Origin of the sequence: Salmonella sp. SAL-020 (assembly GCF_017372215.1) — a bacterium.
Taxonomy (GTDB): Bacteria; Pseudomonadota; Gammaproteobacteria; order Enterobacterales; family Enterobacteriaceae; genus Salmonella; species Salmonella enterica.
Genome location: NZ_CP071690.1, coordinates 3,804,813 through 3,829,818, shown reverse-complemented (window position 1 = coordinate 3,829,818; position 25,006 = coordinate 3,804,813). Strand labels below are relative to the sequence as shown.

Annotated in this window: 20 protein-coding genes and 1 pseudogene; 11 read left to right on the top strand and 10 right to left on the bottom strand. The window is 53.3% G+C overall.

Features of this window, described 5'->3' with window-relative positions; translation table 11 throughout:
* The first annotated feature begins 24 nt into the window (after positions 1 to 24).
* The 6 genes and pseudogenes from J1G48_RS18635 to J1G48_RS18615 all read left to right on the top strand — a co-directional run bounded on the left by J1G48_RS18635 (position 25) and on the right by J1G48_RS18615 (position 4,109).
* The gene (locus tag J1G48_RS18635) at positions 25 to 1,311 is read left to right on the top strand and encodes an FAD-dependent oxidoreductase (RefSeq protein WP_001287768.1); all 1,287 of its coding nucleotides are present in this window, start codon (positions 25 to 27) and stop codon (positions 1,309 to 1,311) included.
* Complete coding sequence (fixX, locus tag J1G48_RS18630) at positions 1,308 to 1,595, top strand: ferredoxin-like protein FixX (protein WP_000203736.1); 288 nt, start codon at positions 1,308 to 1,310, stop codon at positions 1,593 to 1,595. The genes J1G48_RS18635 and fixX overlap by 4 nt, the downstream gene beginning before the upstream one ends.
* A gap of 146 nt (positions 1,596 to 1,741) precedes the next feature.
* On the top strand, positions 1,742 to 3,082 hold the full coding sequence (locus tag J1G48_RS18625) for an MFS transporter (protein WP_001674927.1): 1,341 nt from the start codon (positions 1,742 to 1,744) through the stop codon (positions 3,080 to 3,082).
* An 88-nt stretch (positions 3,083 to 3,170) separates the two neighbouring features.
* Positions 3,171 to 3,401 (top strand): YgdI/YgdR family lipoprotein, encoded by a 231-nt coding sequence (locus tag J1G48_RS18620; protein WP_001172089.1) that lies wholly within the window; start codon positions 3,171 to 3,173, stop codon positions 3,399 to 3,401.
* 26 nt (positions 3,402 to 3,427) lie between these two features.
* Positions 3,428 to 3,543: pseudogene (locus tag J1G48_RS23600) on the top strand (hypothetical protein); the annotation flags it as partial.
* 149 nt (positions 3,544 to 3,692) lie between these two features.
* Positions 3,693 to 4,109 carry a hypothetical protein gene (locus J1G48_RS18615; protein ID WP_161600087.1) on the top strand — a complete coding sequence of 139 codons (417 nt, stop codon included), beginning with the start codon at positions 3,693 to 3,695 and terminating at the stop codon, positions 4,107 to 4,109.
* 223 nt (positions 4,110 to 4,332) lie between these two features.
* On the opposite strand, the gene srfN is transcribed toward J1G48_RS18615, so the two are convergent.
* Positions 4,333 to 4,623, bottom strand: a complete 291-nt coding sequence (srfN, locus tag J1G48_RS18610) for a DUF1471 family virulence protein SrfN (protein WP_000745961.1) — start codon at positions 4,621 to 4,623, stop codon at positions 4,333 to 4,335.
* A gap of 897 nt (positions 4,624 to 5,520) precedes the next feature.
* Here srfN and J1G48_RS18605 point away from each other — a divergent pair.
* The 4 genes from J1G48_RS18605 (at position 5,521) to folA (ending at position 10,880) form a co-directional block, all read left to right on the top strand.
* Positions 5,521 to 7,410 (top strand): sulfatase-like hydrolase/transferase, encoded by a 1,890-nt coding sequence (locus J1G48_RS18605; RefSeq protein WP_000066320.1) that lies wholly within the window; start codon positions 5,521 to 5,523, stop codon positions 7,408 to 7,410.
* Between the two features lie 406 nt (positions 7,411 to 7,816).
* Positions 7,817 to 8,347, top strand: coding sequence for a glutathione-regulated potassium-efflux system oxidoreductase KefF (kefF, locus tag J1G48_RS18600; RefSeq protein WP_000600698.1), 531 nt, complete (start codon positions 7,817 to 7,819; stop codon positions 8,345 to 8,347).
* The gene (gene kefC / locus J1G48_RS18595) at positions 8,340 to 10,202 is read left to right on the top strand and encodes a glutathione-regulated potassium-efflux system protein KefC (RefSeq protein ID WP_000377163.1); all 1,863 of its coding nucleotides are present in this window, start codon (positions 8,340 to 8,342) and stop codon (positions 10,200 to 10,202) included. Before kefF ends, kefC begins: the two co-directional genes overlap by 8 nt.
* A 198-nt stretch (positions 10,203 to 10,400) precedes the next feature.
* Positions 10,401 to 10,880 (top strand): type 3 dihydrofolate reductase, encoded by a 480-nt coding sequence (folA, locus tag J1G48_RS18590; RefSeq protein WP_000624379.1) that lies wholly within the window; start codon positions 10,401 to 10,403, stop codon positions 10,878 to 10,880.
* A 105-nt stretch (positions 10,881 to 10,985) separates the two neighbouring features.
* On the opposite strand, the gene apaH is transcribed toward folA, so the two are convergent.
* Genes apaH through lptD form a run of 6 tightly spaced genes read right to left on the bottom strand, consistent with a single transcriptional unit; the run spans position 10,986 to position 17,732 of the window.
* Entirely contained in the window at positions 10,986 to 11,834 is an 849-nt protein-coding gene (gene apaH, locus J1G48_RS18585; RefSeq protein ID WP_000257211.1) for a bis(5'-nucleosyl)-tetraphosphatase (symmetrical) ApaH, read from the bottom strand.
* A gap of 10 nt (positions 11,835 to 11,844) precedes the next feature.
* Positions 11,845 to 12,222: a Co2+/Mg2+ efflux protein ApaG gene (gene apaG / locus J1G48_RS18580; RefSeq protein WP_000610894.1), complete on the bottom strand. Its 378-nt coding sequence runs from the start codon at positions 12,220 to 12,222 to the stop codon at positions 11,845 to 11,847.
* Between the two features lie 2 nt (positions 12,223 to 12,224).
* Entirely contained in the window at positions 12,225 to 13,046 is an 822-nt protein-coding gene (rsmA, locus tag J1G48_RS18575; protein WP_001065397.1) for a 16S rRNA (adenine(1518)-N(6)/adenine(1519)-N(6))-dimethyltransferase RsmA, read from the bottom strand.
* Positions 13,043 to 14,032, bottom strand: a complete 990-nt coding sequence (gene pdxA, locus J1G48_RS18570; RefSeq protein WP_000093001.1) for a 4-hydroxythreonine-4-phosphate dehydrogenase PdxA — start codon at positions 14,030 to 14,032, stop codon at positions 13,043 to 13,045. Before pdxA ends, rsmA begins: the two co-directional genes overlap by 4 nt.
* Positions 14,032 to 15,318, bottom strand: coding sequence for a peptidylprolyl isomerase SurA (surA, locus tag J1G48_RS18565; protein WP_000800482.1), 1,287 nt, complete (start codon positions 15,316 to 15,318; stop codon positions 14,032 to 14,034). The genes pdxA and surA overlap by 1 nt, the downstream gene beginning before the upstream one ends.
* A 53-nt stretch (positions 15,319 to 15,371) precedes the next feature.
* Complete coding sequence (gene lptD, locus J1G48_RS18560) at positions 15,372 to 17,732, bottom strand: LPS assembly protein LptD (protein ID WP_000746116.1); 2,361 nt, start codon at positions 17,730 to 17,732, stop codon at positions 15,372 to 15,374.
* Positions 17,733 to 17,985: 253 nt separating this feature from the next.
* Between lptD and djlA the strand changes: the two genes are divergently transcribed.
* Positions 17,986 to 18,798, top strand: coding sequence for a co-chaperone DjlA (gene djlA / locus J1G48_RS18555; RefSeq protein ID WP_001200595.1), 813 nt, complete (start codon positions 17,986 to 17,988; stop codon positions 18,796 to 18,798).
* 94 nt (positions 18,799 to 18,892) lie between these two features.
* Here djlA and rluA read toward each other — a convergent pair whose 3' ends face one another.
* The 3 genes from rluA to polB form a co-directional block, all read right to left on the bottom strand.
* A complete protein-coding gene (gene rluA / locus J1G48_RS18550; RefSeq protein ID WP_000525197.1) occupies positions 18,893 to 19,552 on the bottom strand; it encodes a bifunctional tRNA pseudouridine(32) synthase/23S rRNA pseudouridine(746) synthase RluA in 660 nt (219 codons plus the stop codon).
* A gap of 11 nt (positions 19,553 to 19,563) precedes the next feature.
* The gene (gene rapA / locus J1G48_RS18545) at positions 19,564 to 22,470 is read right to left on the bottom strand and encodes an RNA polymerase-associated protein RapA (RefSeq protein ID WP_001116966.1); all 2,907 of its coding nucleotides are present in this window, start codon (positions 22,468 to 22,470) and stop codon (positions 19,564 to 19,566) included.
* A gap of 173 nt (positions 22,471 to 22,643) precedes the next feature.
* Entirely contained in the window at positions 22,644 to 24,995 is a 2,352-nt protein-coding gene (gene polB, locus J1G48_RS18540; RefSeq protein ID WP_000035719.1) for a DNA polymerase II, read from the bottom strand.
* Between the last annotated feature and the right edge of the window lie 11 nt (positions 24,996 to 25,006).

Sequence of the window (25,006 nt, the reverse complement as noted above, 5' to 3'; positions counted from 1 at the left end):
ATCTTGCCGCTGACAGGAGTACGTATGTCCGAAGATATCTTTGATGCCATCATCGTGGGTGCAGGTCTGGCCGGTTCGGTTGCGGCGCTGGTGCTTGCTCGCGAAGGTGCACAGGTGCTGGTTATCGAGCGTGGCAATTCTGCTGGCGCGAAGAATGTCACCGGTGGGCGCTTGTATGCACATAGCCTGGAACGCATCATTCCCGGCTTTGCGGATCAGGCCCCCATTGAACGCATGATCACCCACGAAAAACTCGCCTTTATGACCGACAAAGGGGCGATGACGATGGATTATTGCAACGGCGAGGACGCCGCATCGTCGCAGGTTTCTTATTCCGTTTTGCGCAGTAAATTTGACGCCTGGCTGATGGAGCAGGCCGAAGAGGCGGGGGCGCAACTGATCACCGGTATTCGCGTGGATAACGTTGTTCAGCGTGATGGCAGAGTCGTGGGCGTGGAAGCCGATGGCGATATTCTGGAAGCCAAAGTCGTAATCCTCGCTGACGGGGTGAATTCTCTGCTGGCTGAAAAGCTGGGCATGGCAAAGCGTGTTGAGGCATCGCATGTTGCTGTCGGCGTGAAGGAACTGATCGAATTGCCGAAGTCGGTCATTGAAGATCGTTTCCAGTTACAGGGCAACGAAGGTGCCGCCTGTCTGTTTGCCGGGGCGCCAACCGATGGTCTGATGGGCGGTGGCTTCCTGTATACGAATGAAACAACCCTTTCCCTGGGGCTGGTCTGCGGTCTTCATCATCTGAAAGACGCGAAAAAATCGGTCCCGCAAATGCTGGAAGATTTCAAACAGCATCCGGCAGTTGCGCCGCTGATCGCCGGTGGCAAGCTGGTGGAATATGCCGCGCACGTTGTACCCGAGGCGGGAATGAATATGCAGCCTGAACTGGTGGGCGATGGCGTGCTGATTGCCGGAGACGCTGCCGGCATGTGTATGAACCTCGGCTTTACCATTCGGGGTATGGATCTCGCCATATCCGCAGGCGAAGCGGCGGCGAAGACGGTGCTTTCGGCGATGAAGAGCGACGATTTTAGCAAGCAGTCGCTGGATGAATACCGTCAGCATCTGGACGAAGGTCCGATGCGCGATATGCGTATGTATCAGAAACTGCCAGCTTTTCTTGATAATCCCCGCATGTTTACCGCTTATCCCGAAATGGCGGTCAGTATCGCGCACGACCTGTTCACCGTGGATGGCTCCGCTCCGGTGCCGATGCGTAAAAAAATCCTGCGCCATGCGAAGAAAGTGGGCTTCATCAACCTGATGAAAGATGGCCTGAAAGGAGTGACCGTATTATGACATCTCCCGTTAATGTGGACGTCAAACTGGGCGTCAATAAGTTCAATGTGGATGAAGACAGCCCGCACATCATTCTCAAAACCGATCCTGATAAACAGGCGCTGGAGGTGCTGATTAAGGCCTGCCCGGCGGGACTGTATAAAAAGCAGGACGACGGCAGCGTTCGTTTTGATTACGCCGGGTGCCTGGAGTGCGGAACGTGCCGGATCCTCGGCCTTGATACGGCGCTGGAAAAATGGGAATACCCGCGCGGGACGTTTGGCGTGGAGTTCCGCTACGGCTAATAAGTACGAAGTTGTGCCCCCGTTGGCCGGATAAGATGCGGTAGCGTCGCCATCCGGCAATCATGTGGCGCCAATGCCGGATGGCGGCGGAAACGCCTTATCCGGCCTACAGATGCGCTTTGCCCGTGTTGAAACAGGACATCACCATGCAGCAGCCCAGGAACTTTGATGACCTTAAATTCTCCTCCATTCATCGCAGAATTATGCTGTGGGGAAGCGGCGGCCCGTTCCTTGATGGCTACGTGCTGGTGATCATTGGCGTGGCGCTGGAACAACTGACGCCGCTATTGCACCTTGATGCTGAATGGATTGGCGCGCTCGGCGCGGCTACGCTTGCCGGACTGTTTATCGGCACCTCGTTGTTTGGCTATATTTGCGATAAAGTCGGGCGGCGTAAAATGTTCCTGCTTGATATTATCGCTATCGGCGTTATCTCCGTGGCGACCATGTTTGTTTCCACGCCGCTTGAATTACTGGTGATGCGCGTTTTAATTGGCATTGTTATCGGCGCGGATTACCCTATCGCTACTTCCATGATTACGGAGTTTTCCAACACCCGCCAGCGCGCGTTCTCCATCGGTTTTATCGCCGCGATGTGGTACGTCGGCGCGACCTGCGCCAACCTGGTGGGCTACTGGCTGTATGACATGGAAGGCGGCTGGCGTTGGATGCTTGGCAGCGCCTTTATCCCGTGCTTAATCATTTTGATTGGCCGCTTTGACCTGCCGGAATCGCCACGCTGGCTATTGCGAAAAGGACGGGTAAAAGAGTGCGAACAAATGATGATCAAACTGTTCGGCGAACCGGTCTGCTTTGACGATGAGCCGCCGCAGGAGACCCGCTTCCTGCAGTTGTTTAACCGCCGTCATTTTCCGTTTGTACTGTTCGTTGCGGCTATCTGGACCTGTCAGGTAATCCCGATGTTCGCTATCTATACCTTTGGGCCGCAGATCGTCGGGTTACTCGGCTGGGAGCAGGGGCGCAACGCGGCGCTCGGCAATGTGGTGATTAGCCTCTTTTTTATGCTGGGCTGTATACCGGCGATGTTCTGGCTAAACAGTATTGGCCGTCGCCCTCTGCTTATTGGCAGCTTCGCCATGATGACTATCGCGCTGGCGCTGCTGGGGCTGGTGTCAAATCTGGGCATCATACTGGTCGTGGTGGCGTTTGCGGTATACGCCTTCTTTTCCGGCGGACCGGGCATACTGCAATGGCTTTATCCTAATGAACTCTTCCCGACGGATATTCGCGCTTCGGCCGTGGGGGTTATCATGTCGTTAAGCCGCATCGGAACCATTGTCTCCACCTGGGCATTACCGATTTTTATTACTCGTTACGGTATTAATAACGTCATGCTGATTGGCGCGTTGATTTCGTTAGTCGGGCTTGGCGTATCGGTGATGTTTGCCCCGGAAACTCGCGGCTTGACGCTAACACAGACCGGAAACATGACTTTGCGCGGAACGCCATCGGATAACCCTCATTAAGAGTGTTCTGCATTTCTCCCTGCTTTTCGCCAATAACGCTACAGTTAACAGTCACATGCTAAAACAACTGAAAAGCAGGGAGAACACCATGCAAAAACGTCTTATGACCGCACTGTTTACCGCAGCAACACTATTCACCGTCGCAGGATGCTCTTCTAACCAGGCGGTTGAAACCACGGATGGCAAAACTATTGTCACCGACGGGAAACCCGAGGTCGATAACGATACCGGTATGGTGTCTTACAAAAACGCCGCCACCGGGAAAACCGAACAGATTAACCGCGATCAGCTGAAAAATATGAGCGAGCTGGATAATTAATTAAATTTTTTCTGGTTAGCTGCTCAATAATATTCTCTCTTTATGCGCATCCATTTATTCCCATGCGAATAAACGGATGTCTGAACAGGCAGGGACGCCGGAAAACGTCGAAATACGTTCGCCCGTGTTCCCGCTTTCCCCACCGCGCTGTCCGCTTACATGAGGTTACACTCATCGACATTTCTCTGAACAGCGGCTCAACATTTCCCGGAAAAAAACATATCGCAGGGCATTTATCCTTATGATTAGGTATAAATGATGAGGTATAAGGAACAGGAGTCTGTAATGAAACTGAAACCAATACCTTTTTATTTGCTCGCGCTATTTTCTGCCGCCTCCGGGGCTACGGAGATAAACGCCTGCAAAGACCTGATCGGAACATGGAAAACCACGGCAGATAACCCGCCTTATACCATGACAATATTGCCGCCAGTAGAAAGCTGCGGGGAAAAATGTGTGAAACTGAACGTGCAGTATGAACTTGACGTGACTCACCGCAATGCGCTTTATTGCCATGAAGGACACGAGGGGGTAAAAGGGCAGGGACCCATGGTGATAGCATTTGAAGGGGCGTATGGTGGACACGCTATTGGAACCTATAACCGACAGCTGCAATTACTTTGGGCTGGCGTAATACCGAAAAATAAAAAGGGGAAATGGATAACGAAAATGGAAAATTACTGGTTCAGGCAGGTAAAAGCGCACTAAACATCATCTTAAAACAGCCCGCAAAACCGTCTTATTTACGAAGGGCTTACTGCCTGCGCGCGCCCATTCCAACGGCTTGCCTGCCCCGGATGAACTGTTGATAAAAAAGAGGGCCAGCATCTGTTTCCAGACGGCCCTGAGTGGATTGTGACGTAACATGGCACCTTGCTGGCGCTCTCTTATTATTTCATGCCTGTGCCCTCGTTATGGCGCAATCAGAGCTTTATTTCGTCGCATCGTTATAAACTTCGGCAACGGCTTCAAAATTCGGACCATGCTCACGTGCAGCGATAATATGATAATATTTTCCGCCTTTCGCATCGGCTAATTCTGACAGTTTTTCGCGTAGATCAGAGGGTGAGGAAATCTGCCCGCCACTCTGGGACACATTTATGGTGCCGACCTTAACCAGTTTGAAGTGGCTGATTTCTTGTTTAGAGACCTGCTCTGCCGCAAGTGTGCTGAATGAAGCAACCGTTGCCAGTAATGCGGCGGCAATAATGCGTTTTTTCATAGTTCTGTTCCTGTTGCATTGATGATAAGGTTTGCGCAATATCAGTAATCCGTAACGAAATTATTTATCCCCTTCATACTTCAGGTTGCTTATGGGTTGGCTACGGATTACTCGGCCCACCCATGGGCCTCGCCCTGACGGGCCGTCGCACGCGACGTTCAAATCTGCTCCCGGCAAATTTGTCGCTCACCTCAGTCACATAATTATCTATGCTCCTGGGGACTCACTCCCTTGCCGCCTTTAAGCAACTCGAATTATTTTGGGTAATAACCTCGGTTGATTATCTGAAAATAGCCTTATTTGGTGTGACCGTCTTATATCTTGTTATAGTCACCTCTTTATGTTGTTGTCAATGTAAAATAATGCACTGCCAGCTAAAAAGAAACTTAACCCCCTGTAAATAATAGTTTTTATATTATTTCTTTTAATGGCGTAATTTTTATTGAATCACGCGGCAATACGCTAGTTTTATTCATAAGCAACATAACAGAATTGAGTTATGTTTTAATTTCCCAGAGTGATATTACCGGTTGTATGTCTATGGTTGCGCGGCCTGTTACTGATAGTGTTTCTTTCGGGGCGATTTTATTGTAGCGGCATAGGGTAATCACCGTAGTTGAAGGGAAAAGGCACGAACACAGAGCTATAGAGTATGTTTAATAATGTATTTTTTTATGAAGTAATGTCTGCAGTTGTATCTCTAAAATAAAAACAATGAACTTTTCATCTAAATAATTTTTCAATGAATTATGCTCATTTATTAATATATTTCTAATTTGAAATACAAATCAATTTATAACACATATTCTTACCCGGAAGGCATTGATACATATCCACGCTTCCTCGTACAGTAATAAATGAATATGTGATAAAGTTACTGACTACAGGTATAATAATATGAGTAATAAAAAAAATCTGTCCGCAGAAGAGACGGATCTTACGCGTAGGAAACTGTTAACCAGCGCCGGTATTCTTGCCGCCGGCGGTATGCTATCCGGCGCGGTAAAAGCTGATGAAAAATGTGCCGTCAAGGCGAAACCGGCGTGGGATAAACCGTTTACCGGCGAAATCCCGGAAAAATTGCCAGAAGGATATAATATTCTGTTAGTCGTGACCGACCAGGAGCGTTTTTTTCCTACGTTTCCTTTCCCGGTACCCGGCAGAGAGCGGCTCATGAAAACGGGGGTGACATTCTGTAATCATCAGAATACCAGTAATGTCTGTACGCCTTCCCGCTCCGTATTGTATACCGGCTTACATATGCCCCAGACAAAAATGTTTGATAATCTGGGCTTACCCTGGATGCCTTATGACCTTGACCCCGCTCTTGGAACCACAGGCCATATGATGCGGGAACTGGGATACTATACGGCCTATAAAGGTAAGTGGCATCTTACAGAAAAACTGGAGAAGCCTTTGCCTGACGAAAAAGATGAGGATATTGATGTCGGGGATATTCCTGAACCAGAATTACATAAAATTATGGAAAAATATGGTTTTGCTGACTATCACGGCATCGGCGATATTATAGGCCATAGTAAAGGCGGCTATTTTTATGATTCAACCACCACGTCTCAGACTATAAATTGGTTAAGATGCAAGGGGCAGCCCTTGAATGACCAACACAAGCCCTGGTTCCTGGCCGTTAACCTCGTTAATCCTCATGACGTCATGTTTATTGATACCGATAAAGAGGGAGAAAAGGTACAGTGGCGTGGCGAGTTGGATCAGGATGATAATACCCTGGCGCCCACGCAGCCGCCGGAAAACGAGCTTTATCAGGCAAGCTGGCCGAACTATCCGCTGCCGGCAAACAGGCATCAATCATTCAATGAGCAGGGAAGACCGCCGGCGCATCTTGAATACCAGACGGCGCGCGCTGCGCTGGAAGGGCAGTTTCCTGATGAAGATCGTCGTTGGCGTAAACTGCTTGACTACTATTTCAACTGTATCCGCGATTGTGATACTCACCTTGACCGGATATTAAATGAACTGGATGCCCTCAAGTTAACTGATAAAACGATTGTTGTATTTACTGCCGATCATGGCGAATTAGGCGGAAGCCATCAGATGCACGGTAAAGGCGCTTCCGTTTATAAAGAACAGATCCATGTACCGATGATTATTTCTCACCCGGCGTACCCCGGTAATAAGAAATGTCAGGCGTTGACCTGTCATCTTGATATTGCGCCGACATTAGTTGGGCTGACCGGTTTGCCGGAAGAAAAACAGCACCAGGCGTTAGGCAACCGCAAAGGCGTTAATTTTAGCGGATTGCTAAAAAACCCGGAGAGCGTTGCGGTTAATGCGGTGAGAAATGCCAGCTTATATTGCTATGGCATGATCTTGTATACCGATGCCCATTATCTCCACCGTGTTATCGCGCTACAAAGAGATAAACAAAAAACGGTGGCGCAAATCAAGCAGGAAATATCCCATTTGCATCCTGATTTTAGCCATCGTTCAGGGACGCGGATGATTAACGATGGTCGTTATAAGTTTGCGCGTTATTTCTCGCTAAGGGAGCATAATACGCCGGAAACCTGGGAGGATCTTATTAAGTACAACGATCTTGAACTTTACGATCTTAAAAATGATCCCGATGAGAACCATAACCTTGCTGCTGATAAACAGAAATATCAGGATCTCATTCTTACGATGAATGAAAAACTGAATAAAATTATCAAAGACGAAATTGGCGTGGATGACGGCAGTTTTATGCCGGATGCGGCCCATGAGCCGTGGGATCTTACTATTGAGCAATTTAACCGCATGGCGAAAGATTAAGAGCCTGGCCCATTAGGCTATTTTATTCGTCGGCGATCTGGCATCCAGCGTGTCTGGAGGTTCAGATGCTGTTGGCGCTGCGCTTATTGGGTCTGTATCATCATGTAATGGATTGATATTACAGTCATTACAGGCAAATTTAGCGCAGCGCCGCCCGGTAAGAAGGCCTTAAACCGATTGGTCAGCGATTTAAGGCTACTATCATCACCGACCTTTCCACACCGGATCGCGCTTTTCCGCAAACGCCTGCGGCCCTTCGAGGGCATCTTCGGGGAGCAGGATGGCGTCAACTCCTTGCGGGCGTTAATTCAATTTTTTCTGGTTAGCCGCTCAATAATATTCACTATTAGCCTGGCGAATTTGTCACTACACTTTGTGATAAAAAACAGATCATCACAGGCTAATCATGATCCTCATTATTTATGCGCATCCGTATCCGCATCATTCTCATGCGAATAAGCAGATGCTTGAACAGGCAGGGACGCTGGAAAACGTCGAAATACGTTCGCTTTATCACCTCTATCCCGATTTCAATATTGACGTTGCCGCCGAACAGGAGGCGCTGTCGCGCGCGAGTCTTATCGTCTGGCAGCATCCGATGCAGTGGTATAGCGTCCCTCCTTTACTCAAATTATGGATGGATAAAGTCCTCACCCACGGCTGGGCTTACGGTCATGGCGGTACGGCATTGCACGGTAAACATCTGCTGTGGGCGGTAACGACCGGCGGTGGTGAAAACCATTTTACTATCGGTTCACATCCGGGATTTGACGTCCTTTCTCAGCCGCTACAGGCGACGGCGCTCTATTGCGGCCTCAAATGGCTGCCGCCGTTTTCCATGCACTGCACGTTCATTTGCGATGACGACACCTTACAGGCGCAGGCGCGTCAGTATAAACAGCGTTTACTGGCATGGCAGGAGGTGAATCATGGATAGCCATACTCTACTGCAGGCGCTGATCTATCTTGGTTCGGCGGCGTTGATTGTGCCGATTGCGGTACGTTTGGGCTTAGGATCGGTGCTGGGGTATCTGATTGCGGGTTGCATTATCGGCCCCTGGGGGCTACGGCTGGTAACGGACGCCGAATCTATTCTGCATTTTGCGGAAATCGGCGTCGTGCTGATGTTGTTTGTTATTGGGCTTGAACTGGACCCGCAACGGTTATGGAAGCTGCGCGCCTCGGTATTTGGCGGCGGCGCGTTACAGATGGTGGTCTGCGGCGGACTGATTGGTCTGTTCTGTATGTTTCTTGGCCTGCGTTGGCAGGTGGCGGAACTGATTGGCATGACGCTGGCGCTTTCGTCCACGGCTATCGCCATGCAGGCAATGAATGAGCGTAACCTGACCGTTTCACAAGTAGGGCGTAGCGCATTTGCAGTGCTCTTGTTCCAGGATATCGCGGCGATCCCGCTGGTGGCGATGATTCCGCTGCTGGCCGCCAGCGGCGCATCCACCACGCTTGGCGCGTTTGCGCTATCGGCGTTGAAAGTCGCAGGCGCGTTGGCGCTGGTGGTGTTGCTGGGACGCTACGTTACGCGCCCGGCGCTGCGCTTTGTCGCGCGTTCTGGTTTGCGGGAAGTGTTCAGCGCCGTGGCGCTATTTCTGGTGTTTGGTTTCGGCCTGTTGCTGGAAGAGGTTGGGCTGTCAATGGCGATGGGCGCGTTCCTGGCGGGCGTTCTGCTGGCGAGTTCGGAATATCGTCATGCGCTGGAAAGCGATATTGAACCCTTTAAGGGGCTGCTGCTGGGGCTGTTCTTTATTGGCGTCGGCATGTCGATTGATTTCGGCACGCTGGTGGAGAATCCGCTGCGCATTCTGCTGTTGTTGGCCGGTTTTCTGGCAATCAAAATCGTCATGCTGTGGCTGGTCGCGAGGCCGCTGGGCGTACCGGCAAAACAGCGTCGCTGGTTTGCCGTCTTATTAGGCCAGGGAAGTGAGTTTGCGTTTGTGGTTTTTGGCGCGGCGCAAATGGCGGATGTACTTGAGCCGGAATGGGCAAAAGCGCTGACGCTGGCGGTCGCGCTGTCGATGGCGGCAACGCCGATTTTTCTGGTGCTGCTGACGCGCATGGAGAAGACCGCGACGGGGGAAGCGCGCGAGGCGGATGAAATCGACGAAGAGCAACCGCGGGTTATTGTGGCCGGGTTTGGACGATTTGGGCAGATAGCCGGGCGTTTGCTGCTGTCGAGCGGGGTGAAGATGGTGGTGCTCGATCACGACCCCGATCATATCGAAACGCTGCGTAAATTCGGCATGAAGGTTTTTTATGGCGATGCGACGCGTATGGATTTACTGGAATCTGCCGGAGCGGCGAAGGCGGAGGTATTGATTAACGCCATTGACGATCCGCAAACCAATTTGCAACTGAGTGAACTGGTGAAGTCGCATTTCCCGCATCTGCAGATTATCGCCCGCGCCCGTGATGTCGATCATTACATTCGCCTGCGCCAGGCTGGTGTGGCGATGCCAGAACGTGAAACCTTCGAAGGCGCGCTCAAAAGCGGGCGACAGGCGCTGGAAGCGCTGGGGCTGGGGCGTTATGAAGCCCGCGAGCGCGCGGATCTGTTCCGTCATTTTAATACCCGGATGGTGGAAGAGATGGCGAAAGGGGAAAACGATCCGTTATCTCGCGCCGCCGCCTATAAACGTACCAGCGCGATGTTGAGCGAAATTATTACCGAGGACCGGGAGCATCTGTCGTTGATTCAGCGCCACGGCTGGCAGGGAACGGCTGAGGGCAAACATTCCGGGGAGGCCGCTGATGAACCCGAGGTCAAACCGTCAATCTAAAGTAAAAAATGTGATGTTCTGCAAACTTTACTGCTAATTGGCTGTTTTTGAACTACTGTAATGCTGGCGCTCCACATCAAATGAGTGGCGTCGCCAGCAGAACGAAAAATTTTCGTGCTCATCCTCTTTTCGTCAGTCGACGAAAGATTGCGCTTTACGTATAGTGGCGGCAATTTTTTTTGTATCAGGAAATAATTAATGATCAGTCTGATTGCGGCGTTAGCGGTGGATCGCGTCATCGGTATGGAAAACGCCATGCCGTGGAACCTGCCTGCCGATCTCGCCTGGTTTAAACGTAACACGTTAAATAAACCTGTCGTCATGGGACGTCACACCTGGGAGTCCATCGGACGCCCCTTACCGGGACGTAAAAATATTGTTATCAGCAGCCAGCCAGGCACCGACGATCGCGTGCAGTGGGTGAAGTCTGTCGATGAGGCGATTGCCGCTTGCGGCGATGCGCCGGAAATTATGGTCATTGGCGGCGGGCGCGTGTACGAGCAGTTCCTGCCAAAGGCGCAGAAGCTTTATCTGACGCATATTGATGCGGAAGTCGAAGGCGATACCCATTTTCCGGATTATGAACCGGATGACTGGGAATCGGTATTCAGTGAGTTTCACGATGCCGACGCGCAGAATTCTCACAGCTATTGTTTCGAGATTCTGGAACGTCGTTAACGCTGTAGTGCCGGATGGCGGCGAAACGCCTTATCCGGCCTACTCTTGAGCCAGATGTAGCCGGATGTAGGCCTGATAAGCGTAGCGCCATCAGGCATAAATCTATCAGGCGTTGACCGCTTCGCCTTCGCCCATATCCATCTGGCGGTTTGACGGCTGCACAAAATACTGTTTATCTTCCCAGCGTAAACAGGTCAACTCCCCGCCCCAGCAGCAGCCGGTATCCAGCGCGTAAATACCTTCCGGCGTCCCTTTCCCTTCCAGCGACGCCCAGTGCCCGAACGCAATACTGTAAGCCTCGCTCACCGGCCCCGGAATGGCGAACCACGGCTTCAGCGGCGCAGGGGCATTTTCCGGCGACGCTTTGCTGTACATATCCAGTTGACCGTTAGGAAAGCAGTAACGCATACGGGTAAAGGCATTAGTAATAAAGCGTAGCCGCGCCAGACCGCTTAACTCCGGCGACCAGTTATTCGGCATATCGCCATACATCGCGTCGAGGAAAAACGGATACGAGTCGCTCGACAGCACCGCTTCAACATCGCGGGCGCACTCTTTTGCCGTCTGCAAATCCCACTGCGGGGTAATACCCGCATGCGCCATGACCAGCTTTTTCTCTTCATCTACCTGCAACAGCGGCTGACGGCGTAACCAATTCAACAGCTCATCGGCGTCCGGCGCTTCAAGAAGCGGGGTCAGCCGGTCTTTAGGTTTGTTGCGGCTAATCCCGGCGAATACGGCCAACAGGTGTAAATCGTGATTCCCCAGCACCAAACGCACGCTATTGCCAAGTGATTTGACGTAGCGTAACACGTCCAGCGAACCGGGACCGCGGGCGACCAAATCGCCAGTCAGCCATAGAGTGTCTGTATCTGGCGTAAATTCCACTTGCTGTAATAAGGCGATCAGTTCGTCGTAGCAACCGTGAACGTCGCCGATGAGATAAGTTGCCATTGTTATAATTTTAGTGAATGAGTGTAGGGACGGCGAGTCGAAACACGGGAATGTCGATGGTAAAGGCGTCGCCATTTTCATCGATCATTTCGTAATGACCCTGCATGGTGCCCAGCGGCGTTTCAATTACCGCGCCGCTGGTGTACTGATACTCTTCGCCAGGCGCAATGCGCGGCTGGACGCCAACCACACCTTCGCCCTGGACTTCGGTTTCACGGCCATGACCATTGGTAATCAGCCAGTAGCGGCCCAATAGCTGCACTGGCGCCCGGCCCAGATTGCGGATGGTTACGGTATAGGCAAAAACGTAACGTTCATCGTCAGGTGAGGATTGCGCCTCAATGTAGACGCTTTGCACCTGAATACACACTCTGGGCGAATTGATCATGTTTAACTCTCCTTCAAAGGCGCGTTTTCCGACAGATAGTTGGCCATCTGGCAGTACTGCGCGACAGAGATATTTTCCGCGCGCATTGCCGGGTCAATACCCATTTCCGTCAACGTCTCAACGCTAAAAAGATTGCCGAGACTATTACGGATCGTTTTACGGCGCTGGTTAAAGGCCTCGGTGGTAATACGGCTCAACACGCGAATATCTTTAACCGGGTAAGGCATCGTTGCGTGTGGAACCAGACGCACCACGGCGGAGTCCACTTTGGGCGGCGGCGTGAAGGCGGATGGCGGCACTTCAAGCACCGGGATCACCTGACAGTAATATTGCGCCATCACGCTTAAACGACCATACGCTTTGCTGTTCGGCCCTGCAACCAGACGATTTACCACTTCTTTTTGCAACATAAAGTGCATGTCGGCAATGGCATCAGTATAGCTAAAGAGATGGAACATCAGCGGGGTGGAGATATTATAGGGCAGATTGCCGAACACACGCAGCGGTTGGCCCAACTGCGCAGACAGTTCGCCAAAGTTCATGGTCATGGCGTCCTGCTGATAAATAGTCAGCTTCGGCCCTAAAAACGGATGGGTTTGCAAACGCGCCGCCAGATCGCGGTCAAGTTCAATGACCGTGAGCTTATCCAGTCGTTCGCCGACCGGCTCCGTCAGCGCCGCCAGACCGGGGCCGATTTCAACCATCGCTTGGCCTTTTTGCGGATTAATAGCAGAAACAATACTGTCGATCACAAACCGATCGTTGAGAAAGTTTTGCCCGAAGCGTTTACGGGCTAAATGGCCCTGATGGACTCGATTATTCATTGGGTATTAACAATCATTTTGATGGCGAGATTAAGCGCCGTAATAAAACTGCCGACATCCGCTTTTCCACGGCCCGCCAGTTCAAGCGCGGTGCCGTGGTCAACGGAGGTTCGAATAAAAGGTAGGCCGAGCGTAATATTCACTCCCCGACCGAATCCCTGGTATTTTAGCACGGGCAGGCCCTGATCGTGGTACATTGCCAGCACCGCGTCGGCATTATCGAGATATTTGGGCTGAAACAGCGTATCAGCAGGTAGCGGCCCGTTGAGTTTCATCCCCTGCGCCCGCAGCTCGTCGAGCACCGGAATGATGGTGTCTATCTCTTCCGTGCCCATATGACCGCCTTCGCCCGCGTGCGGATTCAGGCCACAGACAAGAATGCGCGGTTCGGCAATACCAAATTTGGTCCGCAAATCGTGATGCAAAATAGCAATCACTTCGTGCAAAAGCGCAGGGGTGATGGCGTCTGCAATCGCCCGTAGCGGCAGATGCGTGGTCGCCAGCGCCACGCGAAGTTCTTCGGTTGCCAGCATCATCACGACTTTTTTCGCCTGCGAACGCTCTTCGAAAAACTCGGTATGACCGGTAAACGGAATGCCTGCGTCGTTAATAACGCCTTTGTGCACGGGGCCTGTGATCAGCGCGGCAAATTCACCGTTCAGACAGCCATCACACGCTCGCGCCAGCGTCTCTACCACGTAGGGGCCATTTTCTACCGTCAACTGACCGGGGATGGCAGGCGCGCGCAGCGAGACCGGCAATAGGGTCAGCGTTCCCGCGGGCTGCGGCGCAGCGGGGACATCAGGCGAGTAAGGGAGAAGCGAGAGGGGCAGGCCGAGCATGGCGGCCCGCTCCGTCAGGAGCGCGCCGTCCGCACAGACGACCAGTTCAATCGGCCACGCGCGTTGCGCCAGTTGGACGACAAGATCGGGGCCAATCCCGGCGGGTTCGCCGGGAGTGATAACAACGCGTTGCGCACTGCTCATTAGTTACTCAAAATCTTAACGTAAGCGCTGGCGCGCTGTTCTTGCATCCAGGTCGCCGCTTCTTCTGAGAACTTACGGTTCATCAGCATACGATAAGCGCGATCTTTCTGCGCCGCATCGGTTTTGTCTACCTTACGCGTATCCAGCAATTCGATCAGATGCCAGCCGAAAGAGGAGTGTACCGGCGCGCTTATTTGGCCTTTATGCAGCTTCGTCAGCGCGTCGCGGAACGCCGGATCGAAAATATCTGGCGTAGCCCAACCCAAATCACCGCCCTGGTTAGCGGAGCCCGGGTCCTGAGAGTACTCTTTCGCCGCAGCGGCAAATGTGGTTTTACCACTCTTAATGTCAGCCGCGATTTCTTCCAGCTTCAGGCGCGCCTGCTGATCGTTCATGATCGGCGACGGCTTAAGCAGAATATGACGAGCGTGAACTTCGGTCACGGAGATACTCTGGCTCTGACCGCGCAGGTCGTTTACTTTCAGAATGTGGAAACCGACGCCGGAGCGAATCGGGCCGACAATGTCGCCTTTCTTCGCGGTGCTCAGCGCCTGGGCGAAAATCCCCGGCAGCTCCTGGATACGGCCCCAGCCCATCTGACCGCCTTTTAACGCCTGCTGGTCGGCAGAGTAGGTAATCGCCAGTTTGCCGAAATCTGCGCCGTTACGCGCTTCTTCAACAATGCTTTCCGCCTGGCGCTGTGCGTCGTTAACCTGCTCGGAGGTTGGGTTTTCCGGCAGAGCAATCAGGATATGGCTCAGGTTCAGCTCGGTGCTGGCGTCGTTTTGGGTGCCAATCTGTTTTGCCAGCGCGTCAACTTCTTGCGGCAAAACGGTGATACGGCGACGAACCTCGTTGTTGCGCACTTCAGAGATAATCATCTCTTTACGAATCTGGTTACGGTAGGTTGAATAGTTCAGCCCATCGTAAGCCAGACGGCTGCGCATCTGATCCATCGTCATATTGTTTTGTTTGGCGATGTTGGCGATGGCCTGATCCAACTGCTCATCCGTGATCTTCACCCCCATCTTCTGACCCATCTGCAGGATAATTTGATCCATAATCAAACGTTCCAGGATCTGGTGACGCAGCGTGGCGTCGTCCGGAAGCTGCTGACCTGCCTGACCCGCGTTGAGTTTGACTGATTGCATTAAGCCATCAACGTCGCTTTCCAGCACGACGCCATTATTGACGACGGCTGCGACTTTATCGACTACCTGGGGGGCAGCGAAACTGGTATTCGCGATCATGGCGATACCGAGAAGCAGCGTTTTCCAGTTCTTCATACTTTTTCCATTTCAATTAACCGCAATGCGGATTACGTTGTAAATCAATCAGATTACATAGAGCTTTGGTACGGCAGAATGTTCGAACGCAACATTTCTTGCGTGCCGAGGCCGTAGTTAGAGCTCAAACCGCGCAGCTCAATGTTGAAGCCAATCGCGTTATCATAAATCGCGTGTTGTTTATCGTTATCCCAACCGTTCAGCTTACGTTCGTATCCGACGCGGATCGCATAGCAGCAAGAGTTGTACTGCAAGCCGAGCATCTGGTCTGCAGGTTTGCTCGAATTGGTATCGAAGTAGTACGCGCCGACAATCGACCAGCGATCGGCAATCGGCCAACTTGCCACCGCGCCCACCTGGTTGATGCCGTTTTTATACTGCTCTGCCGTGGAATAATACGAAGGCAACGTAGCCTGAATATATTCCGGGCTGGCATAGCGGTAGTTCAACTGTACCAGACGATCCTGATCCCGACGGTATTCGAGGCTGCTGCTGCTGGTAGCGACGCTATCCAGACGGGTATCGTACTGCACTCCGCTACGCAGCCCCCAGCGTTCTGAAATACGCCAGTAAGTGTCGCCTGCCCAAACCAGCGAACCGGTTTTGTCGTCATTCTCCCATTTAATGTTGTCATCGCCGGTGCGAGACTCCGTGAAATAGTAGATTTGACCAACAGAAACGTTAAAACGTTCAACGGCGGCATCATCATAAATGCGTGTTGTGACGCCGGTCGTGACCTGGTTGGCGGAAGCAATACGGTCGAGACCGCCATAAGTGCGGTCGCGGAACAGGCCGTTATAGTCGGATTGCAGCAAAGAAGAATCGTAGTTATAGATGCCGCTCTGGTCGCGGTACGGCACATACAGGTACTGCACGCGTGGTTCCAGCGTCTGGGTATACCCCGGCGCCAGCATCGCCATATCGCGTTCGAAGATGAGCTTACCGTCGACTTTAAACTGCGGCATGACGCGGTTAACCGAATCTTCCAGCTTATTTTTATTGTTTGGATCGCTGTTATAGCTGTCCAGATTCGTTTGCTGATAGTGCGTCGCCATCAGCTTCGCTTCGGTGTTCAGGCTGCCCCAGCGGTTGGAGAGCGGCAAATTGATGGTTGGCTCCAGGTGGACGCGGGTTGCTTCCGGCATATTGTCTTTGGTGTTAACAAAGTGCACCGCCTGGCCGTAAATCCGGGTATCAAACGGGCCGAGATCGTTATGGTAGTAGTTAACGTCTAACTGCGGCTCCGCTGAATAGCTGCTGGTGTTTTGATCGTTAAAGACCTGGAATTGTTTGGTCGACACCGTAGCGTCAAAGTTTTGTACGGCGTAGCCGACGCTGAATTTCTGCGTTGCGTAACCGTCGGTACTGGAACCGTACTTACTGTCGAAATCGTTAAAGTAGCTGGAGTCGCTGACTTTGGTGTAATCGACGTTAAAACGCCACACCTGATCCATCACGCCTGAGTGCTGCCAGTAGAATAACCAGCGGTGCTTATCGCCCTCTTTGGGATGATCGTCCTCGTAGACTTTATCAGAAGGCAGATAATCTAATTCCATCAACCCGGCGCCTGCCTGCGTGAGATAACGGAATTCGTTCTCCCACATAATATTGCCGCGGCGGTGCATATAGTGCGGGGTGATGGTGGCGTCCATATTGGGCGCGATGTTCCAGTAATACGGTAAGTAGAACTCGAAATAGTTCTTGGTCGTGTATTTCGCGTTCGGGATCAGGAAACCTGAGCGACGTTTGTCACCGACGGGTAGCTGTAAATAGGGGCTATAAAAGATCGGAACCGGACCTACTTTAAACCGGGCGTTCCAGATCTCCGCAACCTGTTCTTCACGGTCATGGATGACTTCACTCCCCACCACGCTCCAGGTATCGGAGCCAGGCAGACAGGAGGTAAAGCTGCCGTTTTCCAGAATGGTATAACGGTTTTCGCCGCGCTGCTTCATGAGATCGGCTTTACCGCGCCCCTGACGGCCCACCATCTGGTAATCGCCTTCCCAGACGTTCGTGTCTTTGGTGTTCAGGTTCGCCCAGCCCTTCGGCCCTTTAAGGATGACCTGATTATCATCATAATGCACATTACCCAGCGCATCGACGGTGCGTACAGGTTCCGGCTGACCTTCCGCCTGCTTCTGATGAAGCTGCACTTCATCCGCTTGCAGGCGGCTATTCCCCTGCATAATGTCCACGTTGCCGGTAAAAACGGCATCGTCCGGGTAGTTACCTTTAGCGTTATCGGCATTGATAGTAACCGGCAGATCGTTGGTATCGCCTTTTACCAGAGGACGATCGTAGCTCGGCACGCCCAACATACACTGTGAGGCGAGATCGGCTGCCAGCCCCTGATGACTATAAAGGGCGCTGGCGATCATGGTGGCCAGAAGAGTGGGAATACGTTTTTTCATACGTTGTATTTATTGTTCCATCATCGGTAGCGTTGCGCGTGACAAACGGTCACAGCCTAACTTACTCATCTTCGCTGCGCCAGTGTTAATCCTGCCGTTTAGCGTCTGTGGTGTTAGGCACGGCATTGAATGACAGGTATGATAATGCAAATTATAGGCGATGTCCCACAATTGACCGTAGCCTTCATTCGCAGAAAAGCACCTTATTTTGTGGGAGATAGCCTCACCGATAGCGTAACGTTTTGGGGAGTCTATGCAGTACTGGGGAAAGATAATTGGCGTCGCCGTAGCCCTGATGATGGGCGGCGGCTTTTGGGGCGTGGTCCTGGGTCTGCTGGTGGGCCATATGTTCGACAAAGCCCGCAGCCGAAAAATGGCGTGGTTTGCCAACCAGCGGGAACGGCAGGCGCTGTTTTTTGCCACCACCTTTGAGGTGATGGGCCACTTAACCAAATCAAAAGGACGGGTGACGGAAGCGGATATTCATATCGCCAGTCAGTTGATGGATCGTATGAATTTACACGGCGATTCACGTACTGCCGCGCAGAACGCCTTTCGGGTCGGAAAAGCGGATAATTACCCATTACGTGAAAAGATGCGGCAGTTTCGTAGCGTCTGCTTCGGGCGTTTTGATCTGATCCGGATGTTTCTGGAAATTCAGATCCAGGCGGCGTTTGCCGATGGCTCGCTACACCCTAATGAGCGGGAAGTGCTGTATGTGATTGCGGAAGAGCTAGGTATTTCCCGCGTACAGTTCGATCAGTTTCTGCGCATGATGCAGGGCGGCGCGCAGTTTGGCGGCGGTTATCATCAACAGTCCGGCGGCGGCTGGCAGCAGGCGCAGCGCGGCCCGACGCTGGAAGATGCCTGTAATGTGCTGGGGGTTAAAACCACCGACGATGCAACCACCATTAAACGCGCTTATCGCAAACTGATGAGCGAGCATCATCCGGACAAACTGGTCGCGAAAGGTTTACCGCCGGAAATGATGGAAATGGCGAAGCAAAAAGCGCAGGAAATTCAGAAAGCGTATGAGCTAATCAAAGAACAGAAAGGCTTCAAGTGATTGAATTGCCGGATGCGGCTAGCGCCTTATCCGGCCTACGTTAATGAATGTAGGCCGGGCAAGCGAAGCGCCCCGGCATAAATTGGCTCTGAGTTTAAAAATCTGCCGGGACTTTAAACGTCATGTTGGTGCCGTAAGCGGGATGGGTAATGGTCAGCATTTCGGCGTGTAACTGCAAACGCGGCGCCAGTGACAACGCTTCCGGCGAGGCGTAAAACCGATCGCCTAAAATCGGGTGGCCTAACGCCAGCATATGCACACGAAGCTGATGCGAACGTCCGGTGATCGGCTTGAGCACCACGCGGGCGGTATTATCCGCCGCAAACTCCACCACGTTATATTCCGTTTGCGCCGGTTTGCCGGTTTCATAACACACTTTCTGCTTTGGCCGGTTCGGCCAGTCGCAGATGAGCGGTAAGTCAACCAGTCCTTCCGCCGGGGAGGGATGCCCCCATACGCGCGCCACATACTGCTTTTTCGGCTCCCGTTCGCGGAACTGGCGTTTTAGCTCCCGTTCCGCGGCTTTGGTCAGCGCCACTACAATCACGCCGCTGGTGGCCATATCCAGACGATGCACCGACTCTGCCTGCGGGTAGTCGCGCTGGATACGCGTCATAATGCTGTCTTTGTGCGCTTCCAGACGCCCCGGCACGGACAACAGGCCGCTGGGCTTATTGACCACCATAATGTGCTCATCCTGATACAGGATAACCAGCCAGGGTTCCTGCGGCGGATTGTAGTTTTCCATCCCCATGTACGGCTCCGTTATTGGTGCGTGACGACGATAAGACGCAGCGCGTCCAGACGCCAGCCTGCCTGATTCAGGCTTTCCAGTACCTGCTGACGGTTGCTGTCGATAGCGGCAAGTTCGTCGTCGCGAATGTTCGGGTTGACGGCGCGCAGCGCTTCCAGACGCGACAGTTCCCCGGACAGTTTTTCATCCGCCTCGCGACGCGCGTTATCAATCAGCGCTCTGGCGGACTTTTCAATCTGCGTCTCGCCCAGTTGCAAAATGGCGTGGACGTCCTGTTGCACGGCGTTCACCAGTTTGCTGCCGGTGTGGCGATTCACGGCGCTGAGCTGGCGGTTGAAGGTTTCAAACTCGACCTGGGCGGCCAGATTGTTGCCGTTTTTATCTAACAGCATACGTACCGGCGTCGGCGGCAGGAAGCGGTTCAGTTGTAGCTGTTTCGGCGCCTGCGCTTCCACGACGTAAACCAGTTCGACCAGCAGCGTGCCGACTGGCAGCGCTTTATTTTTCAACAGCGAAATGGTGCTGCTGCCGGTATCGCCGGAGAGGATCAGATCCAGTCCGTTACGGATGAGCGGATGTTCCCAGGTAATAAACTGCGCATCTTCGCGAGACAGGGCTACGTCACGTTCAAACGTGATAGTACAGCCGTCTTCCGGCAGGCCGGGGAAATCCGGCACCAACATGTGGTCGGACGGCGTCAGCACGATCAGGTTGTCGCCGCGATCGTCCTGGTTAATGCCGACGATATCGAACAGGTTCATGGCGAACGCGATCAGGTTGGTGTCGTCGTCCTGTTCTTCAATGCTTTGTGCAAGCTGTTGGGCTTTTTCACCACCGTTGGAGTGGATCTCCAGCAGGCGGTCGCGGCCCTGTTCTAACTGGGCTTTTAGCGCTTCATGTTGCTCGCGGCAGGATTTGATCAGATCGTCAAACCCGTCGGTTTCTTCAGGCGCGGCCAGATAGTTAATCAGACTGGCGTAGGCTGAATCATAAATCGCGCGGCCGGTTGGACAGGTGTGCTCAAAGGCGTCCAGCCCTTCGTGATACCAGCGAACCAGCACCGACTGGGCGGTTTTTTCCAGGTACGGGACGTGGATCTGGATATCATGCGCCTGGCCGATGCGATCCAGACGACCAATACGCTGTTCCAGCAGATCCGGGTTAAACGGCAAGTCGAACATCACCAGATTGCTGGCAAACTGGAAGTTACGTCCTTCGGAGCCGATTTCGGAACATAACAGCACCTGCGCGCCGGTATCTTCTTCGGCGAACCAGGCGGCGGCGCGGTCGCGTTCGATAATCGACATGCCCTCATGGAACACGGCGGCGCGGATGCCTTCGCGTTCGCGCAGCACCTGCTCCAGCTGTAACGCGGTGGTCGCTTTGGCGCAGATCACCAGCACTTTTTGCGAACGATGGCTGGTCAGATAGCCCATTAGCCACTCAACGCGTGGGTCGAAGTTCCACCAGGTGCCAGTATCGCCTTCGAACTCCTGATAAATTTGTTCCGGATAGAGCATATCGCGGGCGCGATCTTCCGCGCTTTTACGCGCGCCCATAATGCCGGAGACCTTAATGGCGGTCTGATACTGGGTCGGCAGCGGCAGTTTTACCGTATGCAGTTCACGTTTCGGGAACCCCTTGACGCCGTTACGGGTGTTGCGGAACAGAACGCGGCTGGTGCCGTGGCGATCCATCAGCATCGACACCAGCTCATCACGGGCGGCCTGCGCGTCGTCGCGATCGCTATTAGCGGCCTGCAACAGCGGTTCAATATCCTGTTCGCCGATCAGATCGCCCAGCCTGTTCAGTTCGTCGTTGCTGAGTTTATTGCCCGCCAGCAGCATGGCCACCGCATCGGCGACAGGACGGTAGTTTTTCTGTTCTTCGACAAACTGTTCGAAATCGTGGAAACGGTTCGGATCGAGCAGGCGCAGACGGGCGAAATGGCTTTCCATCCCCAGCTGTTCTGGCGTGGCGGTCAGCAGCAGCACGCCCGGCACGCGTTCAGCTAACTGTTCGATGGCCATATATTCACGACTCGGCGCATCGGTACTCCACACCAGATGATGCGCTTCGTCGACCACCAGCAGATCCCACTCGGCGTCGCACAAATGTTCCAGACGCTGCTTATTACGGCGGGCGAAATCCAGCGAGCAGATCACCAGTTGTTCGGTTTCAAACGGGTTATACGCGTCGTGCTGCGCTTCGGTATAGCGTTCGTCATCGAACAGCGCGAAGCGCAGGTTGAAACGGCGCAGCATTTCTACCAGCCACTGGTGTTGCAGGGTTTCCGGAACAATGATCAATACGCGTTCCGCCGCGCCGGATAATAACTGTTGATGCAGAATCATCCCGGCTTCAATGGTTTTACCTAAGCCCACTTCATCCGCCAGCAGTACGCGTGGCGCGTGGCGACGACCCACATCATGAGCGATATTAAGCTGATGCGGGATCAGGTTGGTCCGCTGACCGCGCAGGCCGCTGTACGGCATCCGGTACTGCTCGCTCTGAAATTTACGGGCGCGATAGCGCAGCGCGAACCGATCCATTCGATCAATTTGACCGGCGAACAGACGATCCTGGGGCTTACTGAAAACCAACTTGCTGTCGAGCAGAACCTCGCGCAACGTCACATTGGTCTCTTCGGTATCCAGGCGGGTGCCGACATAAACAAGCAGGCCATTTTCTTCTTTTACTTCATCGATATGTAGCTGCCAGCCTTCATGGCTTGTAATCGTATCGCCAGGGTTGAACATGACGCGGGTCACGGGAGAATCACTGCGCGCATACAGGCGGTTTTCCCCCGTGGACGGGAAAAGTAAGGTGACGGTTCGCGCATCCATCGCAACAACGGTTCCAAGTCCCAGCTCGCTTTCTGTATCGCTGATCCAGCGTTGACCAAGTGTAAAAGGCATATGTGTTCGGCTCTATATCTTTAATTGCAGGCATTACTCGCCATTCCCAGGCGACAGCACTGGATAATTGCGAGTATACGACCCCGCTACCAGGCTAATGTGGTAGTGGCGTTAATTAGGTCCAGGAATGGAAAGGGCGCTATGGTACTGGAAGGCGGCGCTTTCGTCACGCGTCAAAATAGCCCCAGTTGCCCGGTCAGTAGTGTAGCAAAATTATCTTCAACGAAGGGAAGAATTCCTTCCGCCACGGGTTGTAGCTGGCGGGTAAGATAGTGTTCGTAATCCAGCGGCGACTGCTGGTAATCCACGGGCTCGGGGCCGTTAACAGTCCAGACATATTTTATGGCGCCGCGATTCTGATACTGCGTCGGACGACCCTGCTTCAGGTTTTGTTCATCCGCCAGCCGGGCGGCGCGAACGTGCGGCGGAACGTTACGTTGGTACTCATGTAAAGGGCGACGCAGACGCTTACGATAAACCAGCTGCGCGTCCAGTTCGCCCGCCATCAGTTTATCGATAGTCTCGCGCACATAGTCTTGATAAGGTTCATTGCGAAAAACGCGCAGATACAGCTCCTGTTGAAAGCGCTGCGCCAGCGGCGTCCAGTCGGTCCGCACCGTTTCCAGACCTTTAAATACCATGCGCTGGCTGTCGCCTTCCTGAATCAGGCCCGCGTAGCGTTTTTTACTGCCAGTATCCGCGCCGCGGATGGTCGGCATCAGAAAACGGCAAAAGTGGGTTTCAAACTCCAGCTCCAGCGCGCTGGTCAAATTTTGCTGTTGTAACGTCTGCGCCCACCATTCGTTCACGTGACGCACCAGCCTGTGCCCGATTTCCGCCGCATCGGCTTCTGAATGCGCGCGCCGGAGCCAGACGAAAGTGGAATCGGTATCGCCATAAATCACGTCATAACCCTGCGCCTCAATCAGCGCTTTGGTCTGGCGCATAATCGCATGACCGCGCATGGTGATTGACGACGCCAGACGGGGATCGAAAAAGCGACAGGCCGTGGTGCCGAGTACGCCATAAAAGGCGTTCATAATGATTTTAAGCGCCTGCGAGAGCGGTTTATTGCCCTGACGTTTGGCTTCATCGCGCCAGTGCCAGATTTGGCTAACAATTTCCGGCAGGCAGTGCTTTTCTCGTGAAAACCAGGCGTCAAGGAAACCTTCGGTACTGTGTTCCGGATCCGGCTGCGCCATGCCTTCGACCAGCCCGACGGGATCAATCAAAAACGTGCGGATAATCGACGGGTACAGGCTTTTATAATCCAGCACCAGTACTGAATCGTATAATCCGGGTTGTGAATCCATTACGTAGCCGCCGGGACTTGCCAGCGGCGGCACTTCGCCGAGATTGGGCGCGACATAGCCGGCGCGGTGCATTCGCGGAAAGTAAAGATGCCCGAATGCGGCGACCGAACCGCCGTGGCGATCGACCGGCAGGCCGTTGATCGTCGCGCGTTCCAGCAAAAACGGCATGATCTCGGTTTTATGGAAAATGCGCGTGACCAGCTCGCAGTCTTTCAGGTTGTAGGTGGCGAGGGCGGGTTTATCCTGGGCAAAGCGGCGATCGATCTCATCCATACGATCCCAGGGATTATCAATGGATTTTCCTTCGCCGAGCAGTTCCTGCGAGACGGCTTCCAGCGAAAAAGACGAAAAATTCCAGAACGCGGATTTAAGCGCGTCGATACCATCGATAATGACTCGCCCTCTGGCCTGGGCGAAAAAAACGCCGTTTTTGAAGCCATGTTCGCGCCACTCCAGTTCGCTATTGTCTCGCCCCAGCCGTAAAGGGATACGGTAGCGTTCGGCATGTTTTTGCAGCATACGCAGGTCGAACTGCACCACGTTCCAGCCGATGATGACGTCAGGATCATGTTCGGCAAACCAGGCGTTGAGTTTTTCCAGCAGCTGCGGGCGGCTGGCGACATACACAAGCTCGAAGTCCAGTTGGCGGTCATCGCCATTCGCCGGGCCCAGCATATAAACGGTACGCTGGCCGCAGCCTTCCAGACCAATGCAATACAGTTCGCCGTGTCGCGTGGTTTCGATATCCAGCGAGACCCATTTTAGCGGCGGTCGATAGTCGGGGTGGGGTTTAAGACGCGCATTGCGGATAACGCCGTTGCGCATCTCGCCGTCTACCCAAACGGGCGACGTAATAAAACGTTCCATCAGGTAACGTTCCGGCGGGCGGACATCCGCTTCATAAACGGTGACGCCGTTTTCGCGCAGCAGTTTCTCCATCCGCATAAGCTGGCGGTGAGTACGGCAATACAGACCGGAGACCGGCTGACGATGAAAGTCTCGCAGCTGGAGCGGCGTCAGGCGATAGTCTTTTTCCGCCTGTAGCAGCGAGGCGGCGCGGGAGGTCTGGCTGGTCGGAATAAACGCCACGGACTCTTGCGGGGCCAGCGTCGCCTGCACAGGGCCGTTGTCTGTCGCCAGCCAGAAAGAGACCTCCGTTCCTTGCGGCGTATCCCGCCAGTGCCGGGTTAAAATGAAACCTGCCTGCGCCACGATGATTACCT

Coding starts and splice junctions, on each gene's coding strand:
- J1G48_RS18635 (WP_001287768.1), top strand. CDS start 25: ATGTCCGAAGATATCTTTGATGCCATCATCGTGGGTGCAGGTCTGGCC.
- fixX (WP_000203736.1), top strand. CDS start 1,308: ATGACATCTCCCGTTAATGTGGACGTCAAACTGGGCGTCAATAAGTTC.
- J1G48_RS18625 (WP_001674927.1), top strand. CDS start 1,742: ATGCAGCAGCCCAGGAACTTTGATGACCTTAAATTCTCCTCCATTCAT.
- J1G48_RS18620 (WP_001172089.1), top strand. CDS start 3,171: ATGCAAAAACGTCTTATGACCGCACTGTTTACCGCAGCAACACTATTC.
- srfN (WP_000745961.1), bottom strand. CDS start 4,623: ATGAAAAAACGCATTATTGCCGCCGCATTACTGGCAACGGTTGCTTCA.
- J1G48_RS18605 (WP_000066320.1), top strand. CDS start 5,521: ATGAGTAATAAAAAAAATCTGTCCGCAGAAGAGACGGATCTTACGCGT.
- kefF (WP_000600698.1), top strand. CDS start 7,817: ATGATCCTCATTATTTATGCGCATCCGTATCCGCATCATTCTCATGCG.
- kefC (WP_000377163.1), top strand. CDS start 8,340: ATGGATAGCCATACTCTACTGCAGGCGCTGATCTATCTTGGTTCGGCG.
- folA (WP_000624379.1), top strand. CDS start 10,401: ATGATCAGTCTGATTGCGGCGTTAGCGGTGGATCGCGTCATCGGTATG.
- apaH (WP_000257211.1), bottom strand. CDS start 11,834: ATGGCAACTTATCTCATCGGCGACGTTCACGGTTGCTACGACGAACTG.
- apaG (WP_000610894.1), bottom strand. CDS start 12,222: ATGATCAATTCGCCCAGAGTGTGTATTCAGGTGCAAAGCGTCTACATT.
- rsmA (WP_001065397.1), bottom strand. CDS start 13,046: ATGAATAATCGAGTCCATCAGGGCCATTTAGCCCGTAAACGCTTCGGG.
- pdxA (WP_000093001.1), bottom strand. CDS start 14,032: ATGAGCAGTGCGCAACGCGTTGTTATCACTCCCGGCGAACCCGCCGGG.
- surA (WP_000800482.1), bottom strand. CDS start 15,318: ATGAAGAACTGGAAAACGCTGCTTCTCGGTATCGCCATGATCGCGAAT.
- lptD (WP_000746116.1), bottom strand. CDS start 17,732: ATGAAAAAACGTATTCCCACTCTTCTGGCCACCATGATCGCCAGCGCC.
- djlA (WP_001200595.1), top strand. CDS start 17,986: ATGCAGTACTGGGGAAAGATAATTGGCGTCGCCGTAGCCCTGATGATG.
- rluA (WP_000525197.1), bottom strand. CDS start 19,552: ATGGGGATGGAAAACTACAATCCGCCGCAGGAACCCTGGCTGGTTATC.
- rapA (WP_001116966.1), bottom strand. CDS start 22,470: ATGCCTTTTACACTTGGTCAACGCTGGATCAGCGATACAGAAAGCGAG.